At 73.6% G+C, this 23,384-nt stretch carries 19 protein-coding genes, 1 tRNA gene and 1 other RNA gene; 3 read left to right on the top strand and 18 right to left on the bottom strand.

Annotation, left to right across the window (positions count from 1 at the left end; genetic code table 11):
• Positions 1-5 precede the first annotated feature (5 nt).
• Both PH189_RS08335 and PH189_RS08330 read left to right on the top strand, forming a co-directional pair.
• A complete protein-coding gene (locus tag PH189_RS08335; RefSeq protein ID WP_274188294.1) occupies positions 6-575 on the top strand; it encodes an isochorismatase family protein in 570 nt (189 codons plus the stop codon).
• 90 nt (positions 576-665) lie between these two features.
• The gene (locus PH189_RS08330; protein ID WP_274188293.1) at positions 666-2,753 is read left to right on the top strand and encodes an ATP-dependent DNA helicase; all 2,088 of its coding nucleotides are present in this window, start codon (positions 666-668) and stop codon (positions 2,751-2,753) included.
• A gap of 43 nt (positions 2,754-2,796) precedes the next feature.
• Here the strand turns inward: PH189_RS08330 and PH189_RS08325 are convergent, their stop codons facing one another.
• The 17 genes from PH189_RS08325 to PH189_RS08245 form a co-directional block, all read right to left on the bottom strand.
• Positions 2,797-3,675 carry an ATP-grasp domain-containing protein gene (locus tag PH189_RS08325; protein ID WP_274188292.1) on the bottom strand — a complete coding sequence of 293 codons (879 nt, stop codon included), beginning with the start codon at positions 3,673-3,675 and terminating at the stop codon, positions 2,797-2,799.
• The gene (locus PH189_RS08320; RefSeq protein WP_274188291.1) at positions 3,672-4,451 is read right to left on the bottom strand and encodes an aminoacyl-tRNA hydrolase; all 780 of its coding nucleotides are present in this window, start codon (positions 4,449-4,451) and stop codon (positions 3,672-3,674) included. The genes PH189_RS08325 and PH189_RS08320 overlap by 4 nt, the downstream gene beginning before the upstream one ends.
• Positions 4,448-5,692 carry a phosphoserine phosphatase SerB gene (serB, locus tag PH189_RS08315; RefSeq protein ID WP_378014939.1) on the bottom strand — a complete coding sequence of 415 codons (1,245 nt, stop codon included), beginning with the start codon at positions 5,690-5,692 and terminating at the stop codon, positions 4,448-4,450. The genes PH189_RS08320 and serB overlap by 4 nt, the downstream gene beginning before the upstream one ends.
• A gap of 53 nt (positions 5,693-5,745) precedes the next feature.
• Positions 5,746-7,500 carry an aa3-type cytochrome oxidase subunit I gene (gene ctaD, locus PH189_RS08310; RefSeq protein ID WP_274188365.1) on the bottom strand — a complete coding sequence of 585 codons (1,755 nt, stop codon included), beginning with the start codon at positions 7,498-7,500 and terminating at the stop codon, positions 5,746-5,748.
• Between the two features lie 206 nt (positions 7,501-7,706).
• Positions 7,707-7,779: transfer RNA gene (locus PH189_RS08305), tRNA-Ala, on the bottom strand.
• Positions 7,780-7,865: 86 nt separating this feature from the next.
• A complete protein-coding gene (locus PH189_RS08300; RefSeq protein ID WP_337994138.1) occupies positions 7,866-9,395 on the bottom strand; it encodes a cryptochrome/photolyase family protein in 1,530 nt (509 codons plus the stop codon).
• Between the two features lie 41 nt (positions 9,396-9,436).
• The gene (locus PH189_RS08295) at positions 9,437-10,759 is read right to left on the bottom strand and encodes an MFS transporter (protein ID WP_274188289.1); all 1,323 of its coding nucleotides are present in this window, start codon (positions 10,757-10,759) and stop codon (positions 9,437-9,439) included.
• Positions 10,760-10,914: 155 nt separating this feature from the next.
• Positions 10,915-12,261: a protein kinase family protein gene (locus PH189_RS08290; RefSeq protein WP_274188288.1), complete on the bottom strand. Its 1,347-nt coding sequence runs from the start codon at positions 12,259-12,261 to the stop codon at positions 10,915-10,917.
• Positions 12,262-12,465: 204 nt separating this feature from the next.
• Positions 12,466-12,840: a transfer-messenger RNA gene (gene ssrA / locus PH189_RS08285) on the bottom strand.
• 81 nt (positions 12,841-12,921) lie between these two features.
• On the bottom strand, positions 12,922-13,857 hold the full coding sequence (locus PH189_RS08280) for an amidohydrolase family protein (RefSeq protein ID WP_378014940.1): 936 nt from the start codon (positions 13,855-13,857) through the stop codon (positions 12,922-12,924).
• Between the two features lie 10 nt (positions 13,858-13,867).
• Positions 13,868-14,377, bottom strand: a complete 510-nt coding sequence (gene smpB / locus PH189_RS08275; protein WP_274188286.1) for an SsrA-binding protein SmpB — start codon at positions 14,375-14,377, stop codon at positions 13,868-13,870.
• Positions 14,378-14,400: 23 nt separating this feature from the next.
• Positions 14,401-15,297, bottom strand: a complete 897-nt coding sequence (gene ftsX / locus PH189_RS08270) for a permease-like cell division protein FtsX (protein ID WP_274188285.1) — start codon at positions 15,295-15,297, stop codon at positions 14,401-14,403.
• Positions 15,298-15,987 (bottom strand): cell division ATP-binding protein FtsE, encoded by a 690-nt coding sequence (gene ftsE / locus PH189_RS08265; RefSeq protein WP_274188284.1) that lies wholly within the window; start codon positions 15,985-15,987, stop codon positions 15,298-15,300.
• A 37-nt stretch (positions 15,988-16,024) separates the two neighbouring features.
• Positions 16,025-17,140, bottom strand: coding sequence for a peptide chain release factor 2 (prfB, locus tag PH189_RS08260; protein ID WP_274188283.1), 1,116 nt, complete (start codon positions 17,138-17,140; stop codon positions 16,025-16,027).
• A gap of 60 nt (positions 17,141-17,200) precedes the next feature.
• Positions 17,201-18,517, bottom strand: coding sequence for an MFS transporter (locus tag PH189_RS08255; RefSeq protein ID WP_274188282.1), 1,317 nt, complete (start codon positions 18,515-18,517; stop codon positions 17,201-17,203).
• 70 nt (positions 18,518-18,587) lie between these two features.
• On the bottom strand, positions 18,588-20,714 hold the full coding sequence (locus tag PH189_RS08250; RefSeq protein WP_274188281.1) for an elongation factor G: 2,127 nt from the start codon (positions 20,712-20,714) through the stop codon (positions 18,588-18,590).
• 124 nt (positions 20,715-20,838) lie between these two features.
• Positions 20,839-21,573, bottom strand: coding sequence for an SDR family NAD(P)-dependent oxidoreductase (locus PH189_RS08245; RefSeq protein WP_274188280.1), 735 nt, complete (start codon positions 21,571-21,573; stop codon positions 20,839-20,841).
• An 89-nt stretch (positions 21,574-21,662) separates the two neighbouring features.
• Between PH189_RS08245 and PH189_RS08240 the strand changes: the two genes are divergently transcribed.
• On the top strand, positions 21,663-22,259 hold the full coding sequence (locus PH189_RS08240; protein ID WP_274188279.1) for a TetR/AcrR family transcriptional regulator: 597 nt from the start codon (positions 21,663-21,665) through the stop codon (positions 22,257-22,259).
• Between the two features lie 6 nt (positions 22,260-22,265).
• On the opposite strand, the gene PH189_RS08235 is transcribed toward PH189_RS08240, so the two are convergent.
• Positions 22,266-23,375, bottom strand: coding sequence for an acyl-CoA dehydrogenase family protein (locus tag PH189_RS08235; RefSeq protein WP_274188278.1), 1,110 nt, complete (start codon positions 23,373-23,375; stop codon positions 22,266-22,268).
• Between the last annotated feature and the right edge of the window lie 9 nt (positions 23,376-23,384).

The raw sequence follows: 23,384 nt of genomic DNA, 5'->3' as shown, positions 1-23,384 counted from the left end.
AGAGCATGACGACCGCGCTGATCGTGGTGGACGTGCAGCTCGACTTCTGCGAGGGCGGTTCCATGGGGGTCGACGGCGGGGCCGCGACCGCCGCGGCGATCAGCCGGTTCCTCGCGACCGACGGGCGCGGGTTCGCGCACGTCGTCGCCAGCCGCGACTACCACGAGGACCCGGGCGACCACTTCTCGTCGACGCCCGACTTCGTCGACACCTGGCCGCCGCACTGCCGCGTCGGGCACGCCGGCGCGGCGTTCCACCCCGACCTCGACGTCCACCGCCTCGAGGAGGTCTTCTCGAAGGGCCAGTTCGTGGCGGCGTACTCCGCGTTCGAGGGCCACGCCACCGACGGGCAGCCGCTGGCGCCGTGGTTGCGCGCACGGGGGGTCGACGCCGTCGAGGTCGTCGGCATCGCCACCGACCACTGCGTGCGGGCGACGGCGCTCGACGCGGTGCGCGCGGGCTTCGCGACCACCGTGCGCCTCGACCTCACCGCCGGCGTCCTGCCGCGCACCACCGCCCGCGCGCAGGAGGAGATGGCCGGCGCCGGGGTCGCGCTCACCGGGACGCCGCGCTGACCGCCTACGACCGGCTGCGGTGGGAGCCGGGCCCGTGAATCCGGTGCGTCCCGAGGGAACCGATCGGCCCGGCTCGTAGTCTGAACCGTCGTGGGGCAGACGAGCACGGCGACGGGCCCGCCCCCGGTGGCCGAGCTGCTCGCCGCAGCGGTGTCGGCCCTGGGCGGCAGCGAGCGCGAGGGCCAGCAGCAGATGGCGGGCGCGGTGGAACGGTCACTGCGCACGGGTGAGCACCTGGCGGTGCAGGCCGGGACGGGCACGGGGAAGTCCCTGGCCTACCTCGTGCCGGCGATCCGGCACGCGCTCGAGTCCGAGCAGGCCGTCGTCGTGTCGACCGCGACGATCGCCCTGCAGACCCAGCTCGTCGACCGCGACCTCCCCCGCCTGACCAAGGCCCTCCAGCCGGTGCTCGGCCGCGAGCCGACGTTCGCGATCCTCAAGGGCCGGGCCAACTACCTCTGCAAGCACAAGATCGAGAGCGGGGCCCAGGCGGCCGCGGACGACCCCGGCGACGAGCAGCTGTTCGACCCCTTCCAGGTCTCCGCGCTGGGCCGCCAGGTCACCCGGCTGCACGAGTGGGCAGAGCAGACGACCACCGGCGACCGCGACGAGCTGGTCCCCGGCGTCACGGACCGCGCGTGGCGCCAGGTGTCGGTGTCCGCCCGCGAGTGCCTCGGCGCCTCGCGCTGCCCCGTCGCCGAGGACTGCTTCTCCGAGCACGCGCGCCGCGCCGCCGGCAGCGCCGACGTCGTCGTCACCAACCACGCGATGCTCGCGATCGACGCCATCGAGGGGCGCGCGGTGCTGCCCGACCACGACGTGGTCGTCGTCGACGAGGCGCACAACCTCGTCGACCGCGTGACCTCGGTGGCCACCGGCGAGCTCACCGCGGCCGCCGTGAGCGCCGCCGCGCGCCGCTGCGGGAAGCTCGTCGACCAGGCGCTCTCCGACGCGCTGCTCGACGCGGGCGAGGGTCTCGACACCGTGCTCGCCGAGGTCGTCCCGGGACGCTGGGAGCGCCTGCCCGAGGGCGTGGGGCGGATGCTGACGGGGATCCGCGACGCGTCCTGGTCGTGCCGGCAGGCGCTCGGTCCCGACCGGGAGAAGGGCGGCCGCGACGACGACGCGACGGCACGGAAGTTCGCTCTGGCCCTGGTCGAGGAGGTGCACGACGTCGCCGGGCGGCTGCTCACCGCGTTCGACCGCGAGGACCCGGCGACCCGCCCCGACGTCGTGTGGTGCTCCGAGACCGAGCGGAACTCCACGCGGACGCGCGCTCTGCACGTCGCGCCGCTCTCGGTCGCCGGGCTGCTCGCGAGCCGGCTGTTCGGGCGCTCGACGGTGGTGCTGACGTCGGCGACGCTCGCGCTCGGGGGCTCGTTCGACGCCCTGGCGCGGCAGTGGGGCCTGCCGGCCTCGACCGGGGACCGCGCCATCACCGAACCCGTCCCCGACGACGGCTCGGGGCACGATCCAACACAGCACGCCGATAGGGACCCCGCGACCAACCTCGTCTGGCACGGCCTCGACGTCGGCTCGCCGTTCGCGCACGGCAAGGCCGGCATCCTCTACGTGGCGCGGCACCTGCCGCCGCCGGGACGCGACGGGCTGTCGCCGGCGTGCCTCGACGAGATCGAGGCCCTCGTGCGCGCCGCGGGCGGCCGAGCGCTGGGGCTGTTCTCCTCGATGCGGGCCGCCAAGCAGGCCGCCGAGGACCTGCGCACCCGCTGGGACGGCACCGTGCTCTGCCAGGGCGACGACGCGACGGGCACGCTCGTGACGAAGTTCGCCGCCGACGTCGAGAGCGTGCTGTTCGGGACGCTGTCGCTGTGGCAGGGCGTCGACGTGCCCGGCGAGTCGCTGCAGCTCGTCATGATCGACCGCATCCCGTTCCCGCGCCCCGACGACCCGCTGGTCTCCGCCCGTCAGCGGGCGGTGGACGCCCGGGGTGGCAACGGCTTTCTGACCGTCTCGGCCACCCACGCCGCGCTGCTGCTCGCCCAGGGGGCGGGGCGGCTGCTGCGCGGGACCGGCGACCGTGGGGTGGTCGCGCTGCTCGACTCGCGCGTGGCGACGAAGCAGTACGGGGGCTTCCTGCGCGGCTCGCTGCCGCCGTTCTGGAGCACGCAGGACCCGGCGGTCGTGCGTGGGGCGCTGGAGCGGCTGCGGGGCGCCTGAGCCCGGCCTCCGGTGATCGTGGTGGATTTCCTGACGTGGTACGTCAGCGTGGCCCCCACGCTGACAACCCCGTACCTCGGACGACGGCGAGGAGGGCCTCGGCGAGGCGGTCCGGGGCGCCCGGGGCGCGGCGGAGGAACAGCTCGGGCTCGATGAGCTCGAGCTCCATCACGACCGGCTCGCCGTCGAGGCGCACGAGGTCGACGCGGGCCGCGACGAGAGTGTCCGGGGCCGCCGGGGCCTGCGCGAGGGCGGCCTCGGCGACCTCGACCTCGCGGCTCGTCGGGGTGTGGTCCTCGAGCACCCCACCGTGCTTCTCGTGGACGAGGAAGCCGCCGGCGGCCGGGAGCTTGCGCACCGCGTGCGACCACGTCGCCCCGATCCTGATCAACGACACCTCGCCGTCGCGCCCGATGCTCTCGACGGCGGGCTGGACGAGCACGTCGCCGCCCGCGAGCAGGTCGGCGACCGTGTCGTGCAGGTCCTGCGAAGTGCCCAGGTGCGTGCCGCGACCGCCCGCGGAGACGGCGGGCTTGACGACGAGGGCGCCGGACCCGAGGTCGTCGGGCACCGCCGAACCGGCGTCGAGCAGGGTCGTCGGCACCACCGGCACCCCGGCCTCGGCGAGCTCGGCGAGGTAGCGCTTGTGGCTGTTCCAGGTGAGCACGGCGAGCGGGTTGACCAGCCGGGTGGTGGCGTCGACGCCACCCGCCCACGCGAGGAAGTCGTCGCGGCGCTCGGTGTAGTCCCAGGTGGTGCGCACGGCGACGAGGTCGGCGCCGCCCCAGTCGACGGCGTCGTCGTCCCACGGGGCGTCGGTGGCGTCGACACCCCGGGCAGCGAGCGCGTCGACCAGCGGGCGGGTCTCGATCTCGGAGCGCTCGCTGCGCACCCGCGAGCCCGCGACGACGACCCGGGTCACCGGGCCGCCACGCACGTCACCGTGCCCGGCGCGACCTCGGTGAACCCGGCGTCGCGCACCGGCGCGATCCCGTACTCGTCCCACGCCGTGCGGCCGTCGTGGTCGGCCGCGAGCGCCTCGGCCCAGCGCGCCCAGTCCTCCCGCGAGGCCGGGCGCACCGCCGCGTCCAGCGCCCGCGCGGGGTCGGCGCCCTCGGCCGCGAGCACCGTCGCGAGGATCATGCTCGCGTGCCCGACCTGGGCGGCGGCCTTGCCGACGGTCTGCTCGACCTCCGGGCTCAGCCAGATCACGGGCCTGGCAGAAGGGGAGCACGCCGAGAGGGGTGGGCCAGGCTCGTCGGGCGGGAGGTCGGTGCCGCCGATCTGGAGCCGGCGGACCTCGTGGGGCACGTCGTCGACCGGCCCGGGGACCAACGCGCGCACCAGCTCGCCCACCGTCACACCGTCGATCTCCTGGACCGCCCGCCAGTGCGCCGTGCGGGCGCGCCGGGAGAGCTTGCGGATGCGCCCGGCCCCGGCCCACGCCGTCACGGCGTCGAACCACGGCCCGTCGGGCCCGGCGCGCTCGTCGAGGCAGAGCGCGAGCGCGGCGGCGGCCGCCGACTCGAGGACCGCCGTCCGTGTCGGGGCGTCGCGCTCGAGACGCAGGACGAGCGTCATCGCGCGCACGACACCGTCCTCGGGCTCGTCCTGATCGGGAGCGACGGAGTCGACGAGCCAAGGGCACACCCGCGCCGCGAGCGGGGCGAGCGCCGGGGTCAGCGCCACCGACGTCACAGAGGCACCCGACGCAGCAGCCCCTCGGCGGCGTCGGCGAACTCGATCTCGTCGCGGGTGACGCCCAGGATGAACAGGACGGCGTCGAGGTACGGGTAGGACAGCGCGGTGTCGGCGGCCGCGGCGACCACCGGCTTGGCGTTGAACGCCACACCGAGGCCGGCCGCCGCCAGCATGTCGAGGTCGTTGGCGCCGTCGCCGACCGCGACGGTCTGCTCGATCGGCACGCCGGCCTCCTGCGCGAAGCGCTCGAGCGCCGTCGCCTTGCCCGCCCGGTCGATCACCTCGCCGATCACGCGGCCGGTGATGCGCCCGTCGATCACCTCGAGCTCGTTCGCCGCGGCGAAGTCGAGCCCGAGGTCCTTGACGAGACGGTCGATGATCGCGGTGAAGCCGCCGGACACCACGCCGCACCGGTACCCGAGGCGCTTGAGGGTGCGCACCGTCGTCCGGGCACCGGGTGTGAGCTCCAGCTCCGCGGCGACGTCCTCGAGCGCGCTCGCCGGCAGACCCGCGAGCGTCTGCACGCGCTTGTGCAGGGACTCCGCGAACTCGATCTCACCGCGCATCGCCGCCTCGGTGATCGAGCGGACCTCGTCCTCGCACCCGGCCCGCGCGGCGAGCATCTCGATGACCTCGCCCTGGATCAGGGTCGAGTCGACGTCGAACACGATGAGGCGCTTCGCCCGCTGGGCGAGACCGACCCGCTGCACCGCGACATCGCACTTGGCGCGCCGGGCCGCCGCGGCGAGGGCCTGGCGCAGCGCCGTGTCGTTGGGCGGGTCGTTGACGGGTAGCGACACCCGCAGCTCGAGCCCGGTCACCGGGTAGTCGGCGATGCGCCGCACGCGGTCGATGTTCACGCGCAGGGCCGCGAGGCCGCGCGCGACCTCCGCGAAGTTCGCCGCGGTGATCGGGCGCCCGAGCACCAGCACGACGTGGGACGAGAACGGGTGCACCGCCGACGCGTCGCCGCCGATCTCGACCGTCACCGAGAGCCCCAGCGACGGCATCGTCAGATCGAGCGCCGACTGCAGCCGCGCCGGATCCCCGGGCAGCGTGACCAGCGCGCTCAGCGTGATCCGCCGGTGGATCGTCGCCTGCTGGACGTCGAGCATGGCGGCCTCGTGCTCGGCCAGCACCGCGAACAGCGCAGCGTTGACCCCCGGGAAGTCCGGCCCGGTGACGGTCACGAGGACCGGCACCGGGTCGGGCCCGGCGTCGCCCTGCGGTGAGAGCACGACCGGAGACTCCGGGAAGTCGTCGCCGGACTGGTCGTCGGGGAGCGCCCGGGTCACTTGTTCCGGGGGTCGCTGCCGGGGATGTGCTCCTGGCCGGTCTGCCCGGCCGCCGCCTCACCGATGCTCTCGCGACCACCGATGTGCGCCTCGAGCCGGATGCGCTCGGTGAGGTGCGGGTAGTGCAGCTCGAACGCCGGGCGCTCGGAGCGGATGCGGGGCAGCTCGGTGAAGTTGTGCCGCGGCGGCGGGCAGGACGTCGCCCACTCCAGGGAGTTGCCGTGACCCCAGGGGTCGTCGACCTCCACCGGACGCCCGTAGCGGTAGCTGTGGAACGCGTTCCACAGGAACGGCAGCGTCGAGGCCCCGAGGATGAACGCCCCGATCGTGGAGATCGTGTTGAGCGTCGTGAACCCGTCGGTGGCCGCGTAGTCGGCGTACCGGCGCGGCATGCCCTCGTTGCCCAGCCAGTGCTGCACCAGGAACGTCATGTGGAAGCCGATGAACGTCAGCCAGAAGTGCACCTTGCCGATCCGCTCGTCCATCATCCGGCCGGTCATCTTCGGGAACCAGAAGTAGATGCCGGCGTAGGTGGCGAACACGATCGTGCCGAAGAGCACGTAGTGGAAGTGCGCCACCACGAAGTACGAGTCCGAGACGTGGAAGTCCAGCGGCGGGCTGGCCAGCAGGACGCCGGTGAGGCCGCCGAAGAGGAACGTCACGAGGAAGCCGACCGAGAACAGCATCGGCGTCTCGAAGGTCAGCTGCCCCTTCCACATCGTGCCGATCCAGTTGAAGAACTTGATGCCGGTGGGCACGGCGATGAGGAACGTCGTGAACGAGAAGAACGGCAGCAGCACGGCGCCGGTGGCGTACATGTGGTGGGCCCAGACGGCGACCGATAGCGCCGCGATCGCCAGCGTCGCGTAGATCAGCGTCTTGTAGCCGAAGATCGGCTTGCGGCTGAACACCGGGAAGATCTCGCTCACGATGCCGAAGAAGGGCAGCGCGACGATGTAGACCTCGGGGTGCCCGAAGAACCAGAACAGGTGCTGCCAGAGGATCACGCCGCCGGCCTCGGGAGCGAAGAGCTGCGCGTCGAGGTGGCGGTCGGCGGCCAGACCGAGCAGCGCCGCGGTGAGGATCGGGAAGGCCAGCAGCACCAGCACGGCCGTCACGAGGATGTTCCAGGTGAAGATCGGCATCCGGAACATCGTCATGCCCGGGGCGCGCATGCAGACGATCGTCGTCACGAAGTTGACGCCACCGAGGATGGTGCCGAGACCGGAGACGACCAGACCCACGATCCAGACGTCGGCGCCGAGACCCGGCGAGTGCACGACGTCGGAGAGCGGGGTGTAGGCGAACCAGCCGAACGAGGCGGCGCCGTCCGGGGTGAAGAACCCGGACACGACGATGATGCCGCCGAAGAGGAACAGCCAGTACGAGAAGGCGTTGAGCCGGGGGAACGCGACGTCCGGGGCACCGATCTGCAGCGGGACGATGTAGTTGGCGAAGCCGAAGAGGATCGGCGTCGCGTACAGCAGCAGCATGATCGTGCCGTGCATGGTGAACAGCTGGTTGTACTGGTCCACCGACAGGAACTGCAGGCCCGGCTGGGCCAGCTCGGCGCGCATCAGCAGCGCCATGAGCCCGCCGATCAGGAAGAACCCGAACGACGTGACCAGGTACAGGATCGCGATGTCCTTGGGGTCCGTCGTCTTGAGCATCCGCCCGACGAACGACCCGCGCTTCGTCTCCCGCGCCGGGTACGGCGTGGTCGCGATCGGCTTGGGTGCGACGGCGGTCACGAGGGCCTCCTGCTCACGATGGGTCTCCTCCACCCCGGCGGCCATGGAGGCCGCACGTGCGGACGAGAGGGATCGTAACCGCCGTGCGGCCCTGTGGCTCGCCGGGTGAGCGCTTCAACGACGATCGGTCGTAGGCGGCGACGTGACCTGGTGGAACCACGAAAAAGGACCGCCGCCCCGCGGGCGACGGTCCTCTCGTGCATGGGTGGAGCTGAGGGGACTCGAACCCCTGACCCTCACACTGCCAGTGTGATGCGCTACCAGCTGCGCCACAGCCCCAACGCCGGGAAACGGTACACGCCGATGAACACCCGACGACCCGGGGGGGGCGCGACCCCCGGAGCGCCCCTCCTCGGCGCGACAGGCTAGAAGTCGGTGCGGCCCTTCTCCTGCTCCAGGACCGCGTCGAGGTCCTTGAGCCGGTCCATGGTGGCGACGGCCCGGGCGGTGCGCTGGTTGGCGCGCAGCAGGTCCTGGTGGCGGTGCACGAACTGCCAGTAGCCGGCGGTGAACGGGCAGGCCTTCTCCCCCACCCGCACCTTGGGGTCGAAGACGCAGTCGCCGCAGTGGTCGCTCATCTTGTTGATGTAGGCGCCGCCCGAGGAGTACGGCTTCGTCGCGAGCTTCCCGCCGTCGGCGTGCTGGCTCATCCCCACGACGTTGGGCGGCATCACCCACGCGAAGCCGTCGACGAACGACGTCGTGAACCACTCGGACAGGGCGCCCGGCCGGTACTCGCGCTGGAGGGCGTGGTTGCCCAGCACCATGAGCCGCGGGATGTGGTGCACCCAGCCGCGGTCGCGCACGCCCTTGAGGGTCTCCGAGAGGCACGCCGCGCTGACGGCGTCGCCGTCGAGCTCGGTCCACCACGTCGGCAGCGCCGTCCGGTGGTCCATCTCGTTGCGCGTCGAGTAGCCCTTGCCGAAGTGCCAGTACAGGTGCCAGATGTACTCGCGCCACCCGAGGATCTGGCGCACGAAGCCCTCGACGGAGTTCAGGCGCGCCTCGCCGTCGCGGTACGCCTGCTCGGCGGCGTGCACGGCCTCGAGAGGGTGCAGCACGCCGAGGTTCTGGGGCACCGAGAGCAGCGAGTGCGCCATCCACGGGTCGCCGGAGAGGATCGCGTCCTCGTAGGGCCCGAACGTGTCGAGCCGGTGCTCGATGAAGTGGCGCAGCGCCGTGCGGGCCTCGTCCGGCGTCACCGCGAACAGACGCGGTCCGTCGGCGCCGACGGTCGGCAGGTCCATCCCGTCGAGGTCGTCCCGCACCTGCGCGTCGATCTCGTCCTCGGTCGGCCACCAGGGGTCGGTCACGCCCAGGGTCTGCGCGCCTTTCGGCGGCGACTCCCGGTTGTCGTGGTCGAGGTTCCACTTCCCCCCGACCGGCCACTCCCCCTCCATCAGCACGTCGAAGCGTCGTCGCTGGTTGCGGTAGAAGTTCTCCATCGTGAACGACGAGTCCTCGCCGGCCCACGACTCGAACTCCGCGCGGGGCCGGGCGAACGTCGTCGACGGGAGCACCGCCTCCACCAGCCCCTCCGCGCGCAGGCTCTCGACGAACTCGACGGCGGTGTGCGACGTCGGCTGGTGGACGACCACCGGGCGGCCGACCTTCTCCAGCGCCTCGCGGTAGGTCGTCGTGCGGTGGTAGGTGGACCGGTCGCCGAGCTCGTCGTCGAGGTGGCGCATCCCCGAGAGCAGCAGGTGCAGCTTCTGGCGGTGGTAGCGCCTGCGGCGCAGCACGGCCGAGGACTCGACGAGGACGACGTCGCGCTCGGCGTGCTGGGGCAGCCCGTGCACCGCGGGGCCGAGCTGGTCCCCGAAGACCCACAGCGGCGCGGTCGGGTCGACACCCTCGAGGGCGGCGTCGATCCCGTGGGCGTGGGTGTCGGTCACACCATCTGGGACGCCGTCCGACACGTCCCCGGCGCGGCGGGTCATGCGCGGCGGGTGCCCGCGTCCTCCCCCGACGAACCTCCGGCCGGATCGCCCGCCGGACCGCTCCCCGACGGCACCCGGGCCCACACGACGAGGGCGACGAGGGCGATCGACGCGCTGAGCACGAACGCCCCGCCGAACGACGCGTTCTCCGCCAGCGCGCCGGCCGCGACCGGACCGACGATCGACCCGACGTCGGCGGCCATCTGGAACCCCGAGAGCGCGGGGCCCCCGGAGCGCCGCGACCCGACGATGTCGGCGACGGCGGCGCCCTGCGCGGGCTGGAGCAGGCCGGCCCCGGCGCCCGCCACGGCGGAGGCGGCGAGCAGCACGACGAGGCCGGCGGTGCCCGGCAGCGTGGCCAGGGCGAGCGAGGCGGTGCCCGCAGCCACGAGCGCGAGCCCGGCGATGACCACGGGGCGCCGGCCCCGGCGGTCGGACAGGCCGCTGGTCGCGAGCAGGACCAGCCCGTCGCCCACCGCGAACACCGTGAGGGCGATCCCCGCCCACAGCGGCTCGCGCCCCAGGGCGACGGCCACGAAGAGCGGGAGCAGGCCGACGCGCACGCCCTGCACGGCCCAGCCGGTGGCGAGGCTCGAGACGAGCGCCGCGCGGTAGGTCGGCCTGCGCAGCGCCGCGCTGATCGTCAACGTGGTCGCGTCGGGGTCCCGGGGCCGTGCGCCGACGTGCGTGGAGCGGGCCAGGAGCGTGCCGACGACGAGCGTCGCGAGCACCAGGGCGAGCGCGTAGACGATGAAGGGCGCGCGCAGGTCGACGGTGACCAGCACGCCGCCGAAGGCCGGGCCCGTGACCCCGCCGAGGAGGAACGCGCCGGTGAACAGCCCGCTCGCCTGCCCGCGCCGTCCGTCGGGGGCGAGCCGGAACATCAGCGAGAACGCCGAGACGGTGAACATCGTCGACCCGATGCCGCCGAGCCCGCGGAAGATCAGCAGCTGGGTGTAGCTGGTGGCCAGCGCGCAGGCTCCGGTGGACGCGGCGACGACGAGCAGACCCGTGAGGTACATCGTGCGCTCGCCCGTGCGGGCCACCAGACGCCCCGACACCGGCGCGAACAGCAGGCGCATCACCGGCAGGGCGCTGACCACCGCCGACGCGGCGGTGACCCCGACCCCGAAGCTCTGCGCGAACACCGGCAGGGCCGGCGCGACGATGCCGTACCCGGCCGCGACCAGGAAGCTGCCCGCCAGCAGGGCCCAGACCTCCCAGGGCAGCGACGGTCGCGCGGCGGGCGAGGCGGCGGACGAGTCGGCGTCGGGAGTCGGGTCCTCGGGGGTGCGGTTCCGCTGCGGTGCGGCACCCATGGGGCTGGGGAGCTCCCTCGCTGCTCGGGGACACGGGGCCACGGGGTGGCCCGGCGGCCAAGTGTGCCCCTCGAACCAGTGTGCCCCCGACCAGTGTGCCCTCGCTCCGTGTGCCCCCGCTCCGTGTGCCCCCGCTCAGAGGCGGGCGCCGGGGATCAGGGCGCGGCGAGGGTGGCGGGGGTGCTCGCGGTGCGGGGTGCGACGGGCGTCGTGGTGGTGCTGGTCGGCCCAGTGGTCGGCCCGGTCGTCGGCCCGGTGGTGGGGGTGGTCGTCGGCGACACCGTCGGGGACACCGTGGGCGACACGGTCGGGGGCACGGTCGGGGGCACGGTCGGCGGGACGACGGGCGGGGCCGGCAGCGTCGTGACGTCGCTGGTGATGGGGCTGGAGTGGGAGCCGGGCGACGAGGTCTCGCGGACCTCGGTGTCCTCGCCGTCGTCGTCCTGGGAGGTGGACGCCTCGGACGACCCCGCGCCGTCCGGGCCCGAGGACCCCGGCGGGGCGACCGCGACCGGCGGCGCCACGGGCCGGGCCGGCGTCGTCTGGTCGGACACCCCGGCCTCGCGCGGCGTCCCGGGGTCCTCGGCGGCCCAGAGGAAGATCCCGGACGCCGCGGCGACCGTGAGCGCGGCGCCGCCGAGGGCCGCGAGCTGGACGCCGCGCCCGGCCAGGCGTGCGCGCCGGCCGAACCGTGCGGGCAGACGCTCCCGGTCCCGCGGCGCGGGGACCTGGGGAGAGGCGACGGACGCGGCGGTCGCGGCGGCCACGGCCGACGCGGCGACCACGAGCGGGACGATGCCGGTCTCGTCGTCGTCGACATGGCGCAGTGCCTCGGCGACGCGGGCGAGGGTCTCGGCGGCCGTGCGGGCGGCGATCTTCCCGGCGGACATATCGCCCAGGGCGTGCTCGAGGGCCGGCGCTGCGGGCGCGGCCGGGTCGAGGACGGCGCCGAGCGTGCGGCCGAGGGCGGCGACGTCGTCGGCCGGGTGGGGCGGCGCCGCTCCGGGCCCGGGATCGAGGGGCGGCGCGGCACGCAGCGCCGCCGTGAAGCCGGTGAGCCAGGCGTGCGGCGCTCCGACGGTGCCGCCGAGCACCACGCTCGCGAGCCCGATCCGGCCGTGCACCACCCCGCGCGCGTGCGCGTGCGCGAGCCCGGAGGCGAGCTGGGCCCCCACCTCGGCGACGGTGATCGGCGCCCAGCGCGAGCGGTCGGACGCCGGGTCGAGGGGACGGCCGTCGACGCTCTGGAGCACCAGGGTGCTCTCGGTGCCCTCGGCGAGACCGTCGACGTCGAACACCTCGACGAGGTGGCCGTGGTGCAGGCCCGCGAGGCGGCGGACCTGCTCGGTGCGCACGACGAGGTCCTCGCCGTGCACCGGGGGCAGCGTCACCATCGCGACCTCGCGGCCCAGGACGGCATCGAGCCCGCGCGTGGCGGCGTCGGCCGCGCCCGGGCCGGCGGGTGGGGCGGGGCGCGCCTCTTCCCGATCCGTCGCCCTCACCCCCCTTCGTCGGTGCACGACCGTCCGAACAAGCTCCTCCGGACGAGTGAGCGTGTGTGCCCACGGTAGCGCCCGAGGTGACGCTGCGTCGACCGGTCCATCGGCCAGAGCCGACCGGCCGAAGGGACGAGGAGAGCCCGCCCGAACGACTCCGGAACGACCCCGGGCCCGGAGAGCGGGTGCTCTCCGGGCCCGGGGTGAGGGGGGTGGAGGTGCCGGGAATCGAACCCGGGTCCTCCGATCAGCAATCAGGACTTCTCCGTGCGCAGTCCGCGACGTCTCTGCTCGGATCCACCGGTCTTGCGAACGAGCCGGTGTGACGATCCCAGTCGCTGTGTGATGTCCCGCCGGGCTCCGCGACCGAGCCCGACGGTGAGACCCCTAGCTGATGCCGGCGACCGGGCCGGGGACGAACCCGGGCCGACAGACTTCCCTACTCGCTGTCAGGCAGCGAGCTGGAAGTCGCGCTGAGAACTCTCGGCGCTTAATTCATTGCAACGCATGGTTAACGAGATCATCGTTGCCTTCCTCGGCACGCTTCTCCTGATGAACCACTCGGAGTCGAAACCAGTCACCCCCTCGGGCCCGCGCTCTGCGGACGGCCACCGATCATAACGCGCGGCACTCCCCGTTTCATCCGCCCGGTTCGTCCCACCCGGTTCATCCCACGGGGTCGGGAGCACCCAGCAACCGGGCCGGCACGTCGTGCAGCACCGAGCGCAGGAACGGCGCGCCCAGCCGGTCGTCGGCGGCGGCCCACGAGGCGATCGCCGTCAGCTGCTCGGCGTAGGCGTACGGGATGTTCGGGAAGTCGGTGCCGAGCGCGACGCGGTCGGCCACGTCGACCAGCCGCGCCGACCAGTCGCGCGGCAGCGGCGCGAACTGCTCGGTGTAGGCCGTGCCCACCATCGTCGTGTCGAGGTGCACCCGCGGGAAGCGCTCGAGCAGGCCCAGCGCGCGCTCGTACTCGGGCAGGCCGGCGTGGGCGAGCACCGCGGTCAGGCGCGGGTGGCGCTCGAGGACCTCGGCGAAGATGTCCATGCCGGTGTGGGCGCCGGGGATAGGGCCGTCGCCGCAGTGCACGATCGCGGGCACCCCCGCCTCGGCGATCAGGCCCCAGGCACGGTCGAGCAGCGGGTCGCGCGGGTCGTAGCCGCCGACCTGGACGTGCGCCTTGACCGCCCGGGCGCCGGCATCGAGCGCGTCACCGAGGTAGGCCGTCACCGACTCCTCGGGGAAGAGGGTCGCGGTCGGCACCGCCTCGGGCACCTCCGCCGCCCACTCCTGCGCCCAGGACGTCAGCCAGGCCGCCATCCCCGGCTTGTGCGGGTAGACCAGCGGCGCGAACGTGCGTACCCCGAACCCGCGCAGGAGGTCGATCCGCGTCTGCTCGGGCTCGCGGTAGTGGATCGGCCAGGCCCGCCCGTAGTGCGTCTCGGCCTGGTCGAAGTAGGCCCACACCTTCTGCAGCATCCGGTCGGGCAGGAAGTGCACGTGCAGGTCGACCAGGCCGTCGACCCCGGTGGCGGCCACCCAGGCCGGCACGTCGGCGTCGTCCACCGGCGGCGTCGCCAGCGGATCGCGGGCGGGACTCACCACGCCCGCGTCACCACCCCTTGATCCGCCGACCGACGATCCGCTCGGCCTCGCGCTTCGCGTCGCGCTCGGCCATCGCCTCGCGCTTGTCGTGCTTGGCCTTGCCGCGCGCGAGGGCGAGCTCGACCTTGCACAGGCCGCCGGAGAAGTAGAGCGACAGCGGGACGAGGGTGTGGCCCGTCTCGCGGGTCTTGCCGACCAGCCGCGCGATCTCCGACTTGTGCAGCAGCAGCTTGCGGACGCGCCGGGGCTCGTGGTTGGTCCAGGAGCCGAAGTCGTACTCCTGGATGTGCAGGCCGCGCAGGAAGACCTCGCCGTCGGTGACCAGCGCGAACGCGTCGTTCAGCGACACGTGCCCGGCCCGCAGGCTCTTGACCTCGGTGCCCTGCAGCGCGATGCCGGCCTCGTAGACGTCGAGGATCTCGTAGTCGTACTTCGCCTTGCGGTTCGTCGCGACGATCTTGCGGCGTTCCTCGGGGCGGTTGCTGCTGGCCTTCTTCGGAGCCGTCTTCGGTGCCATCAGCCCTCCTCCGCTCCCTCGTCCTACGTGCGTACGTACAGCCGCAGGGTCACGTACCCCGTGGCGGTGGCGATCACTGCACCGACGACCACCAACACCGGTCCAACGTAACCGAGCACGTCGCTCATCCCGATCGGCGGGATCGTGTTCGCCAGGAGCCGTCCGGACATCAGACGGTCGAGGAAGAAGATCTTCCCGAGCACGAGCCCACCGGTGGCCAGCACCGCCCCGACGACACCGGTGACCACGGCCTCGATGAGGAACGGCACCTGGGTGTACCAGCGCGAGGCCCCGACCAGCCGCATGATCCCGACCTCGGTCCGCCGGGTGAACGCCGAGAGCTGGATGGTGTTGGAGATCAGCAGCAGCGCGGCGAGGGCCTGGACGACCGCCAGCCCGAACGTCGCGTTGCGCACGCTGCCGAGGAACGAGAACAGGTCGGCGACGGTGCTGCGCTGGTCGACGACGTTGCGCACCCCGGGGCGCCCCGTGTACTGCGTGACGATCTCCTCCCCGCGCAGCGGATCGGCCATCGTCACGCGCAGCGTCGCGGGCAGGCTCTGGGGCCGCACGAGCTGCAGGATCGACTGCCCGGCGTAGATCCGCTGGAAGCGGGCGAAGGCGTCGTCGCGGCTCTCGTACTCCACCGACGCCACCAGCGGGTTCGCCTCGAGCTCGCCGCGCAGCCCCGTGCAGACCGGGCTCGAGCAGTCGCGGTCGTCGGCGCTGGTCGGCTCGTCGAGGGCGACCTGCACGGCGATGAGCGAGTAGTAGAGGTCCTCGGTGCGGTCGATCGTGCGCACGGCGAGCAGGCCGGCGCCGAGCAGGCCCAGCGAGATCGCCGTGGTGATCACCATCGCGATCGACATCGTCAGGTTGCGACGCAGCCCCGCGAAGGCCTCGCGCCAGACGAACATCATTTAGCGGGCCACCCCGTACACGCCCCGGTTGTCGTCGCGCGCGAGCCTGCCCGCGGAGAGCTCGACCACCCGGCGGCGCATGCTGTCGACGATCTGGCGGTCGTGCGTGGCCATGACCACCGTGGTGCCGGTCCGGTTGATCCGCTCGAGCAGCGTCATGATCCCGGCGGACGTCTCGGGGTCGAGGTTGCCGGTGGGCTCGTCGGCCAGCAGGACCAGCGGCCGGTTGACGAACGCCCGGGCGATCGCGACCCGCTGGGCCTCGCCGCCGGAGAGCTCCGAGGGCATGCGATCGGCCTTCCCGGCCAGGTTGACCAGGTCGAGCACCTCCGGCACGACCGTGCGGATCGTGTGCCGCGGCTTACCGATCACCTCGAGGGCGAACGCCACGTTCTCGGCGACGGTCTTGTTCGGCAGCAGCCGGAAGTCCTGGAACACGCAGCCCATCCGCTGGCGCAGCCGCGGCACCCGGCGACCGGCCAGACCGCCGACGTTCCAGTTCGCGACCCAGACGGTGCCGGAGCTCGGGACGTCCTCGCGGATCAGCAGCCGCAGGAGCGTCGACTTCCCCGACCCCGAGGGACCGATGAGGAACGCGAACTCCCCCCGCTCGACCTCCACGCTGACGTCGTCGAGCGCCGGCCGTGCGGAGGTCGGGTAGACCTTCGAGACGTTCTCCAGCCGGATCACGGCCGGGGATGCTACTGGGCCGAAGATCCGCCGCTCGTCACGCGGCGGCTTCGCTCTGCTTGCGCCAGCGGATGCCGGCGTCGAGGAAGTCGTCGATGAAGCCGTCGAGCACCTGCGAGGTCTGCGACGTCTCGTGGTTGGTCCGCAGGTCCTTCACCATCTGGTAAGGGTGCAGGACGTACGAGCGCATCTGGTTGCCCCAGCTCGAACCGGAGTCCTTGAGGGAGTCGAGCAGGGCCCGCTCCTCCTCCTTGCGCCGGGCGAGGAGCTTCGCGGCCAGCACGGCCATCGCCGACGCCTTGTTCTGCAGCTGCGAGCGCTCGTTCTGGCAGGACACGACGATGCCGGTGGGGAGGTGGGTCAGCCGGACCGCGGAGTCGGTGGTGTTGACGCCCTGACCACCGGGCCCCGACGAGCGGTAGACGTCGACGCGCAGGTCCTTCTCGTCGATCTCGACGTGGTCGGTCGACTCCACCACGGGGGCCACCTCGACGCCCGCGAACGAGGTCTGGCGGCGGCCCTGGTTGTCGAACGGCGAGATCCGGACGAGCCGGTGGGTGCCCTGCTCGACCGAGAGGGTGCCGTAGGCGTACGGCGCGGAGACCTTGAACGTGGCCGACTTGATGCCGGCCTCCTCGGCGTAGGAGGTGTCGTAGACCTCGGTCGGGTAGCCGTGGCGCTCCGCCCAGCGCAGGTACATGCGCATGAGCATCTCGGCGAAGTCCGCGGCGTCGACGCCACCCGCCTCGGCCCGGACGGTGACCAGCGCGTCGCGCTCGTCGTACTCGCCGGAGAGCAGCGTGCGCACCTCGAAGGCCGCGACGTCGGCGAGCAGCGCGGCACGCTCGGTGTCGGCCTCGGCGCGCAGGTCCGTCGAGTCCTGACCCGCCTCCTCGTCGGCCATCTCGTAGAGCGTGCCGAGGTCGTCGAGGCGCGAGCGCAGCGATTCGGCCCGCTTGAGGTCGGCCTGCTTGTGCGTGAACGCGCTGGTCAGCTTCTGCGCGGTCGCGACGTCGTCCCAGAGATCGGGTGCCTGGACCTGCTGCTCGAGCTCGGCCACCTCACGCCGCAGACCGTCGAGGTCCATCGCCGCCTCGACACTGTCCAGGGAGGCGGCGAGGTCCTTCAGCTCGGTCGCGGTCGTGTCATCCACTCCCCCAGCGTAATCGCCCGGCCTGCCGACACCCCCGTGACGGCGGCCGGAGCGGCCTGATCACGTCCCGACCACGAACGCCTCCCGCTCCGCCGCGGTCCCCTCGCGCATCGCGAGGACGGCGGCGAGCGTGATCAGGCAGACGACGACCATGTACACCGACACCGACAGCGACGTCCCCGTCGCGCCGATCAGCGCCTGGGCGATGAGCGGCGCGAACCCGCCGCCGAGCACCGCGCCGATCGCGTAGGCGAAGGACGCGCCGCTGTAGCGCACGTCGGCCGGGAAGAGCTCCGCGTACGCCGCGGCCTGCGGGCCGTACGTCAGCCCGAGCCCGACGCCGAGCACGACGACCGCGAGCAGCATCAGCGGCAGCGACGCCGTGTCGAGCAGCAGGAAGAACGGGAACGACCACACGAGCAGGGCGATGGTGCCGACGAGGTACACCCGCCGCCGCCCGACCCGGTCCGACCACGCGCCGGACCAGACGATCGCGACGCCCCACACGACCGCGCCCACGATCCCGACGGCGAGCATCGTCGAGCTCGGGAGCCCCAGGACGCGGGTGCCGTACGACGTGATGAAGGCGATCAGCAGGTAGCCGATCATGTTGTTGGCGATGAACAGCCCGATCGCGACGAGCAGGGCGCGCGGCTGGTCGCGCAGGACCGTGAGCATCGGCGCCGACCGGCGGGCGCGCTGCGCGCGCAGGTGCGCGAACACCGGGCTCTCGTCCACCCGGGCCCGGACGAACAGGCCCACGCCGATCAGCACCACCGAGAGCAGGAACGGGATGCGCCAGCCCCAGGACAGGAACTGCTCCTTGGTGGTCGACGTCGACACCACGAGGAACACCAGGTTGGCGAGGATCAGCCCGATGGGCACGCCGACCTGCGGATACGTGCCGAAGAACCCGCGCCGGCCCGGCGGGGCGTGCTCCACGGCCATGAGGGCGGCACCGCCCCACTCGCCACCCGCCGAGAGCCCCTGCAGCAGGCGCAGCACCAGCAGCAGGATCGGGGCGGCGACGCCGATGCTCGCGTAGGTGGGCAGCAGGCCGACGCCCACCGTCGACAGGCCCATGATCAGCAGGGTGGCGACGAGCATGCGCTTGCGCCCGAGCCGGTCGCCGAGGTGGCCCGCGATCACCCCGCCCAGCGGTCGGGCGACGAAGCTGACGCCGATGGTCGCGAACGAGGCGAGCAGCGCGGTGGCCGGGTCGAGCGCGGTGAAGAACAGCTGGCTGAACACCAGCCCCGCCGCGCTGGCGTAGATGAAGAAGTCGTACCACTCGACGGTGGTGCCGACGAGGCTCGCGAGCGCGACCCGGCGTACCGCAGCAGGGTCCTCGGTGGACGTCGGCGGGCTCTGCGTCATCGCGGGCTCCCTCTCGGTCGGTGCGCCGGGAGGGTAATCAGCCGAACGGACGTTCGGAAAGCCCTCGGCGTCACCCTCCGACCGGCTCGTAGCGGCTGAAGCGCCGGGTGAACGACGCCGTCCCCGAGGTCAGGGCGCGCAGGTCCACGGCGTAGCGCAGCAGGGCCTGCTCGGGGACCTCGGCGCGCACGTGGGTGCACCCCGGCTCGCCCGGCTCGGTGCCGACGACGCGGCCGTGACGGGCGGAGAGGTCGCCGAGCACGGCGCCCAGCTGCCCGTCGTCCACCGAGACCTCGACCTCGTAGAGCCGCTCCATCACGACGGTGCCCGCCGCCGCCACCGCCTCCCGGACCGCGAGCGCTCCCGCGGTCTGGAACGCCTGGTCGGAGGAGTCGACGCTGTGCGCCTTGCCGTCGACCAGGGTCACCCGCACGTCGACGACCGGGCGGCCCGGCGTCACCCCGGACTCGAGCTGGGCGCGGACCCCCTTCTCGACGCCGGGGATGTAGGCCCGCGGGATCGCCCCACCGACGATCCGGTCGACGAACTCGACGCCCGACCCGCGCGGCAGCGGCTCGATCTCGATGCGGCACACGGCGAACTGGCCGTGCCCACCCGACTGCTTGACGTGCCGTCCGAGCCCGGTCGCGGGGCCGGCGACGGTCTCGCGCTCGGGCACCGCGACGTCGGTGACCTCGACGTTCGCGCCCGAGGCCCGCAGCCGGGCGAGCACGACGTCGGCGTGGGCCTCGCCCGTGCACCACAGCACGATCTGGTGGGTGTCCTCGTTGCGCTCGACGCGCAGCGTGGTCTCGGTGGCGGCCAGGCGGGACAGGCCGCGGGCCATGGCGTCCTGGGCCGTGCGGTCGGCGGCGGTGACGGCCACCGGGAGCAGCGCCTCGGGCAGCTCCCACCCGTCGAGCCCGACGGGGTCCTCGGCGGCGCAGAGGGTGTCGCCGGTGCCCACGGGGCCGAGCCTCGTCAGCGCGCAGAGGTCGCCGGCGACGCACCAGGGCACCTCGCGCAGCGTCGCCCCCAGCGGGGCGTAGACCCGGTTGACGCGCACGGTCTCGCCGCCCGACCGGACCTCGGCGCCGGTGGGGTCCTCCCCGTCGCGAGGGGCAGGGATGCGCAGCGGGTCCGCGCACACGGTCAGGGCGGTGTCGGGGCGCAGCCGGCCGGAGAACACGCGCACGAGCGAGACGCGGCTGCCCTGCGCGTCGGTGCCGGTCTGCACGACCTCGGCGACGAGCGGGCCGTCGGGGTCGGGGTCGACGGGGGCGTGGCCGGCGCCGTCGGGAGCGTGCGCGGGCAGCGGCGGGTGGGCGGTCGGGGGCGGCACGGCGTCGACGACGAGGTCGAGCAGCGCGTCGAGCCCCGCCCCGGTCGGCGCGCACACGCCGGCCACGGGCACGAGGGACCGGCGCGTGACGGCCGTGGCCAGGTCGGCGCGCAGGGCGTCGAGGGCGACCGGCTCACCGCCGATCCAGCTCTCGAGCAGAGCCTCGTCCTCGCTCTGCTCGATGAGGGTCTCGACGAGCTCGCGGCGCAGGTCGTCGGGCTCCTCGGCGGTCGGGTCGTCGCCGGCCAGCAACGGATGGACGGTGACCGTGCCGTCGGTGCCCCGCTCGGTCCGCGTGACGGGGACGAGCACCTCGCCGGACCCCTCCGCCACCCGACGGCAGGTCACGAGCGCGGCCGTCTCGTCGGCGCGGGCATGATCGAGGCGGCTGAGCACGAGCACGGCGGGCAGCCCGGCGCGGCGGCACTCGGCGAGCAGGGCGGACGTCGGGGCCGCGACGCCGTCGGCGGCGTCCGCGGTCCCGACGACGAACAGCACCGCGTCCGCGGCGCGCAGGCCCGCGCGGACCTCGGCGAGGAAGTCGGGGCAGCCCGGGGTGTCGATCAAGTTGATCTTGATATCCCGGTGCACGAGCGACGCGACGGCCGGGGCCACCGACCGCTGCTGACGGCGGGCGTCGGGGTCGTGGTCGGTGACGGTCGTGCCCGCGGCCACCGAGCCGGCCCGCGGGATCACGCCGGCCACGGCCAGCAGCTCCTCCACCAGCGTCGTCTTGCCCGCGGCCATCGGCCCGACGATCGCGACCGAGCGCACGGCGGCCGGATCGTCCGGCGCGAGCTCCCCCGCACGCCCGCCCCGACCTCTCCGGGCGCTGTCGGCCTTCGATCCGCCCATGACGATCACCCCGACTCCGTCGACCTCGGCGCGCCACCGCGCCGACCCCGTCAGTCCACCGGAGTGACCGAGATCACGACAAGGGTTCGGGCCGGGTCCGTCGCCACCGGAGGACCTCGCAGGCTCAGACCTGCGCGACGCCGCCGTCGACGGCGAGGGTGGAGCCGTTGACGTAGCTCGATGCGTCCGAGGCCAGGAACACGGCCGCGGCCGCGATCTCCTCGGGGGTGCCGTGCCGACCCAGGGGGATCACCTCCTCGGCCTGGGACCGGACCTCCGCGGGGACGAGGTCGAGCAGGCCCGGGGTCGGGACCATCCCCGGCGCGAGCACGTTGACGCGGAAGCCGTACCGGCGCGAGCTGTGGGCCCAGCCGCGGACCAGGTTGTGCACCGCGGCCTTGGTCGCCCCGTAGACCTCGAGGCCGGCCTGAGGCCGTGTCGCGGCGGTCGAGCCGGTCACGATGATCGACGCCTCCGGGCGCAGCAGCGGCAGCGCCCCCTGGACGGTGAGGATCGTGCCCTTGACGTTGGTGGCGAACTGGCTGTCGATCTGTTCCTCGGTCACCTCGCCGAACGCCACGTCGATGCCGATCCCGGCGTTGGCGACCACGACGTCGACGTGCCCGGCCTGCTCGCGGACGGTCGCGTACAGGGCGTCGAGGTCGGCGGGCACGGCGGCGTCGCAGACCGCCGCGGTCACGTCCTCGCCGAGTTCGGCGATCGCCTTGTCGAGCGCATCCTTGCGGCGACCGGTGATGAACACCGTCGCACCCTCCTCGCGGAAGCCACGCGCGATCGCGAGCCCGATGCCGCTGCTGCCGCCGGTGACCACCGCGACCTTGCCCGTGAGGACGGCCATGCCGCCCACCTCCTCGAGTTTTGGACCGCGCGGTCAACATCCCGGGACCGGTTCTGGCCTGTCGGGTCCAGAACTCGTACCGTCGAGGGGTGCCACGCCCCCGGGAGTTCGACGAGGAGCACGTCGTCCTCGCCGTCCGCGACGCGTTCTGGGACCGGGGCTACGCGGCGACGTCGATGGACGACCTGCTGCGCGTCAGCGGACTGGGCAAGGGCAGCCTGTACGGCGCCTTCGGCGACAAGCGCCGCCTGTTCCTGCGGGTGCTGCGCGAGTACGACGACGCGAACCTGCGCGGGCTGCGCGAGCGCCTGGGGTCCGCCGCACGGGGGGTCGACATGGTGCGCGAGTTCGTGCACGACGTGGCCGACGACCCGACCGGGGCCGCCGCGCGACGCGGCTGCCTGCTGGCCAACAGCACCGCCGAGCTCGCCACCCACGATCCGGACGTCGCCGCCGAGGCTCGACGCAGCTACGAGGCGATCACCGCGATCCTCACCGAGGCGCTCGAGCGCGCGCAGCGGGAAGGGGACGTCGATCCCGACGCCGATGCCGCCGAGGTCGCCCGCGCGGTCCTCGCCGCCCAGCTCGGGGTGGTGGCGCTGGGGCGGACCGGGATGGACGTGGCGGCGCTCACCGAGGTGGCGCGGTCGGCCCTGGCGCGGCTACTGCCCGCGCCGGCGCCGTAGCGCCGCTCAGTCGATGGTGAGGGCCGCCAGTCGCGCGCGGTGCTCGTCGGCGGAGCCGAACAGCGGGGCGCGGCGGCGGGCGCGCTTGTAGAAGAAGTGCGCCTCGTGCTCCCAGGTGAAGCCGATGCCGCCGAAGAACTGGATCATCGCCCCGGTGGTGGCCCACGCGGCGTCGGCGGCCTTCGCCTTCGCGACGGCGACCGCGACGTCGACACCGGGGTCCTGCGTGTCGACCGCGTGCGCCGCGAAGAGGACGGCGTGCTCGGCCATCGTCACGGCGACGTGGAGGTCGGCCATCGTGTGCTTGATCGCCTGGAACGACCCGACGGGCACACCGAACTGCTTGCGCTCGCGGTCGTAGTCGACGGTGCGGGTGAGCGCCTCGCGGGCGACGCCGACGAGGTCCGCCGCCGTCAGCACCGCACCGCGGGCCATCAGCGCGGCCACCGCGTCGGCGCCGGAGAGCGTCCCGCCGCCCAGGGGCTCGGCGGGGGTGTCGGCGAGCTCGACCGCGCCCACGCGGGCCGTGCCGTCGTAGGTCTCCTGGTCGCGGATCACGAGCCCGGAGGCCCCGCTCTCGACGAGGAACAGGCCCGGCGACCCGGACGGGTCGGTGGCCGCGACGACGATCAGCCCGGCGACCGACGGGTAGTCGACCGGCGACGCCGTGCCGGAGAGCCGCTCCCCCGAGGCGTCGACGGTGATGCCCCGGCCGTCCCACGTCCCGGCCTCGCCGCGCAGGGCGACGGTGCCGATGGTGTCGCCGGCGGCGAGACCCGGAAGCCAGACGGCCTGCTGTTCGGGCGAGCCGGCGAGACGCAGGGCCTCGGCGGCGAGCACGGTGGCCGTCCACGGACCGGGCGCCACGCCGCGGCCGAGCTCGCGGGCGACGACCTGCGCGTCGAGCAGGCCGAGCCCGAGGCCGTCGTGCTCCTCGGGGACGAGGACGGCGAGCGCGCCCTGGTCGGCGAGGCCCTTCCACAGGCCGACGGGATGCCCGTCGCCGTGCGGGTCCTCGACGACGCCGCGGACGGCGTCGAGGTCGAACCGGTCGGCCAGGAACTCGCGGACCGTGGTCGCGAACGCCTGCTGGTCGTCGGTGAGCGCGAAGAACACCTGCGAGCT

The sequence above is a fragment of the Actinomycetospora chibensis genome (assembly GCF_028737215.1).
GTDB classification, from domain to species: domain Bacteria; phylum Actinomycetota; class Actinomycetes; order Mycobacteriales; family Pseudonocardiaceae; genus Actinomycetospora; species Actinomycetospora chibensis.
This window is presented reverse-complemented; position numbering and strand designations above follow the sequence as displayed.

Bases quoted from the DNA above. Each gene is read 5' to 3' on its own strand.
- PH189_RS08245 (WP_274188280.1), bottom strand. From the start codon at position 21,573: ATGGCCGTCCTCACGGGCAAGGTCGCGGTGGTCACCGGCGGCAGCAGC.
- PH189_RS08295 (WP_274188289.1), bottom strand. From the start codon at position 10,759: ATGGGTGCCGCACCGCAGCGGAACCGCACCCCCGAGGACCCGACTCCC.
- smpB (WP_274188286.1), bottom strand. From the start codon at position 14,377: ATGGCACCGAAGACGGCTCCGAAGAAGGCCAGCAGCAACCGCCCCGAG.
- ftsX (WP_274188285.1), bottom strand. From the start codon at position 15,297: ATGATGTTCGTCTGGCGCGAGGCCTTCGCGGGGCTGCGTCGCAACCTG.
- PH189_RS08250 (WP_274188281.1), bottom strand. From the start codon at position 20,714: ATGGGCGGATCGAAGGCCGACAGCGCCCGGAGAGGTCGGGGCGGGCGT.
- PH189_RS08255 (WP_274188282.1), bottom strand. From the start codon at position 18,517: ATGACGCAGAGCCCGCCGACGTCCACCGAGGACCCTGCTGCGGTACGC.
- PH189_RS08335 (WP_274188294.1), top strand. From the start codon at position 6: ATGACGACCGCGCTGATCGTGGTGGACGTGCAGCTCGACTTCTGCGAG.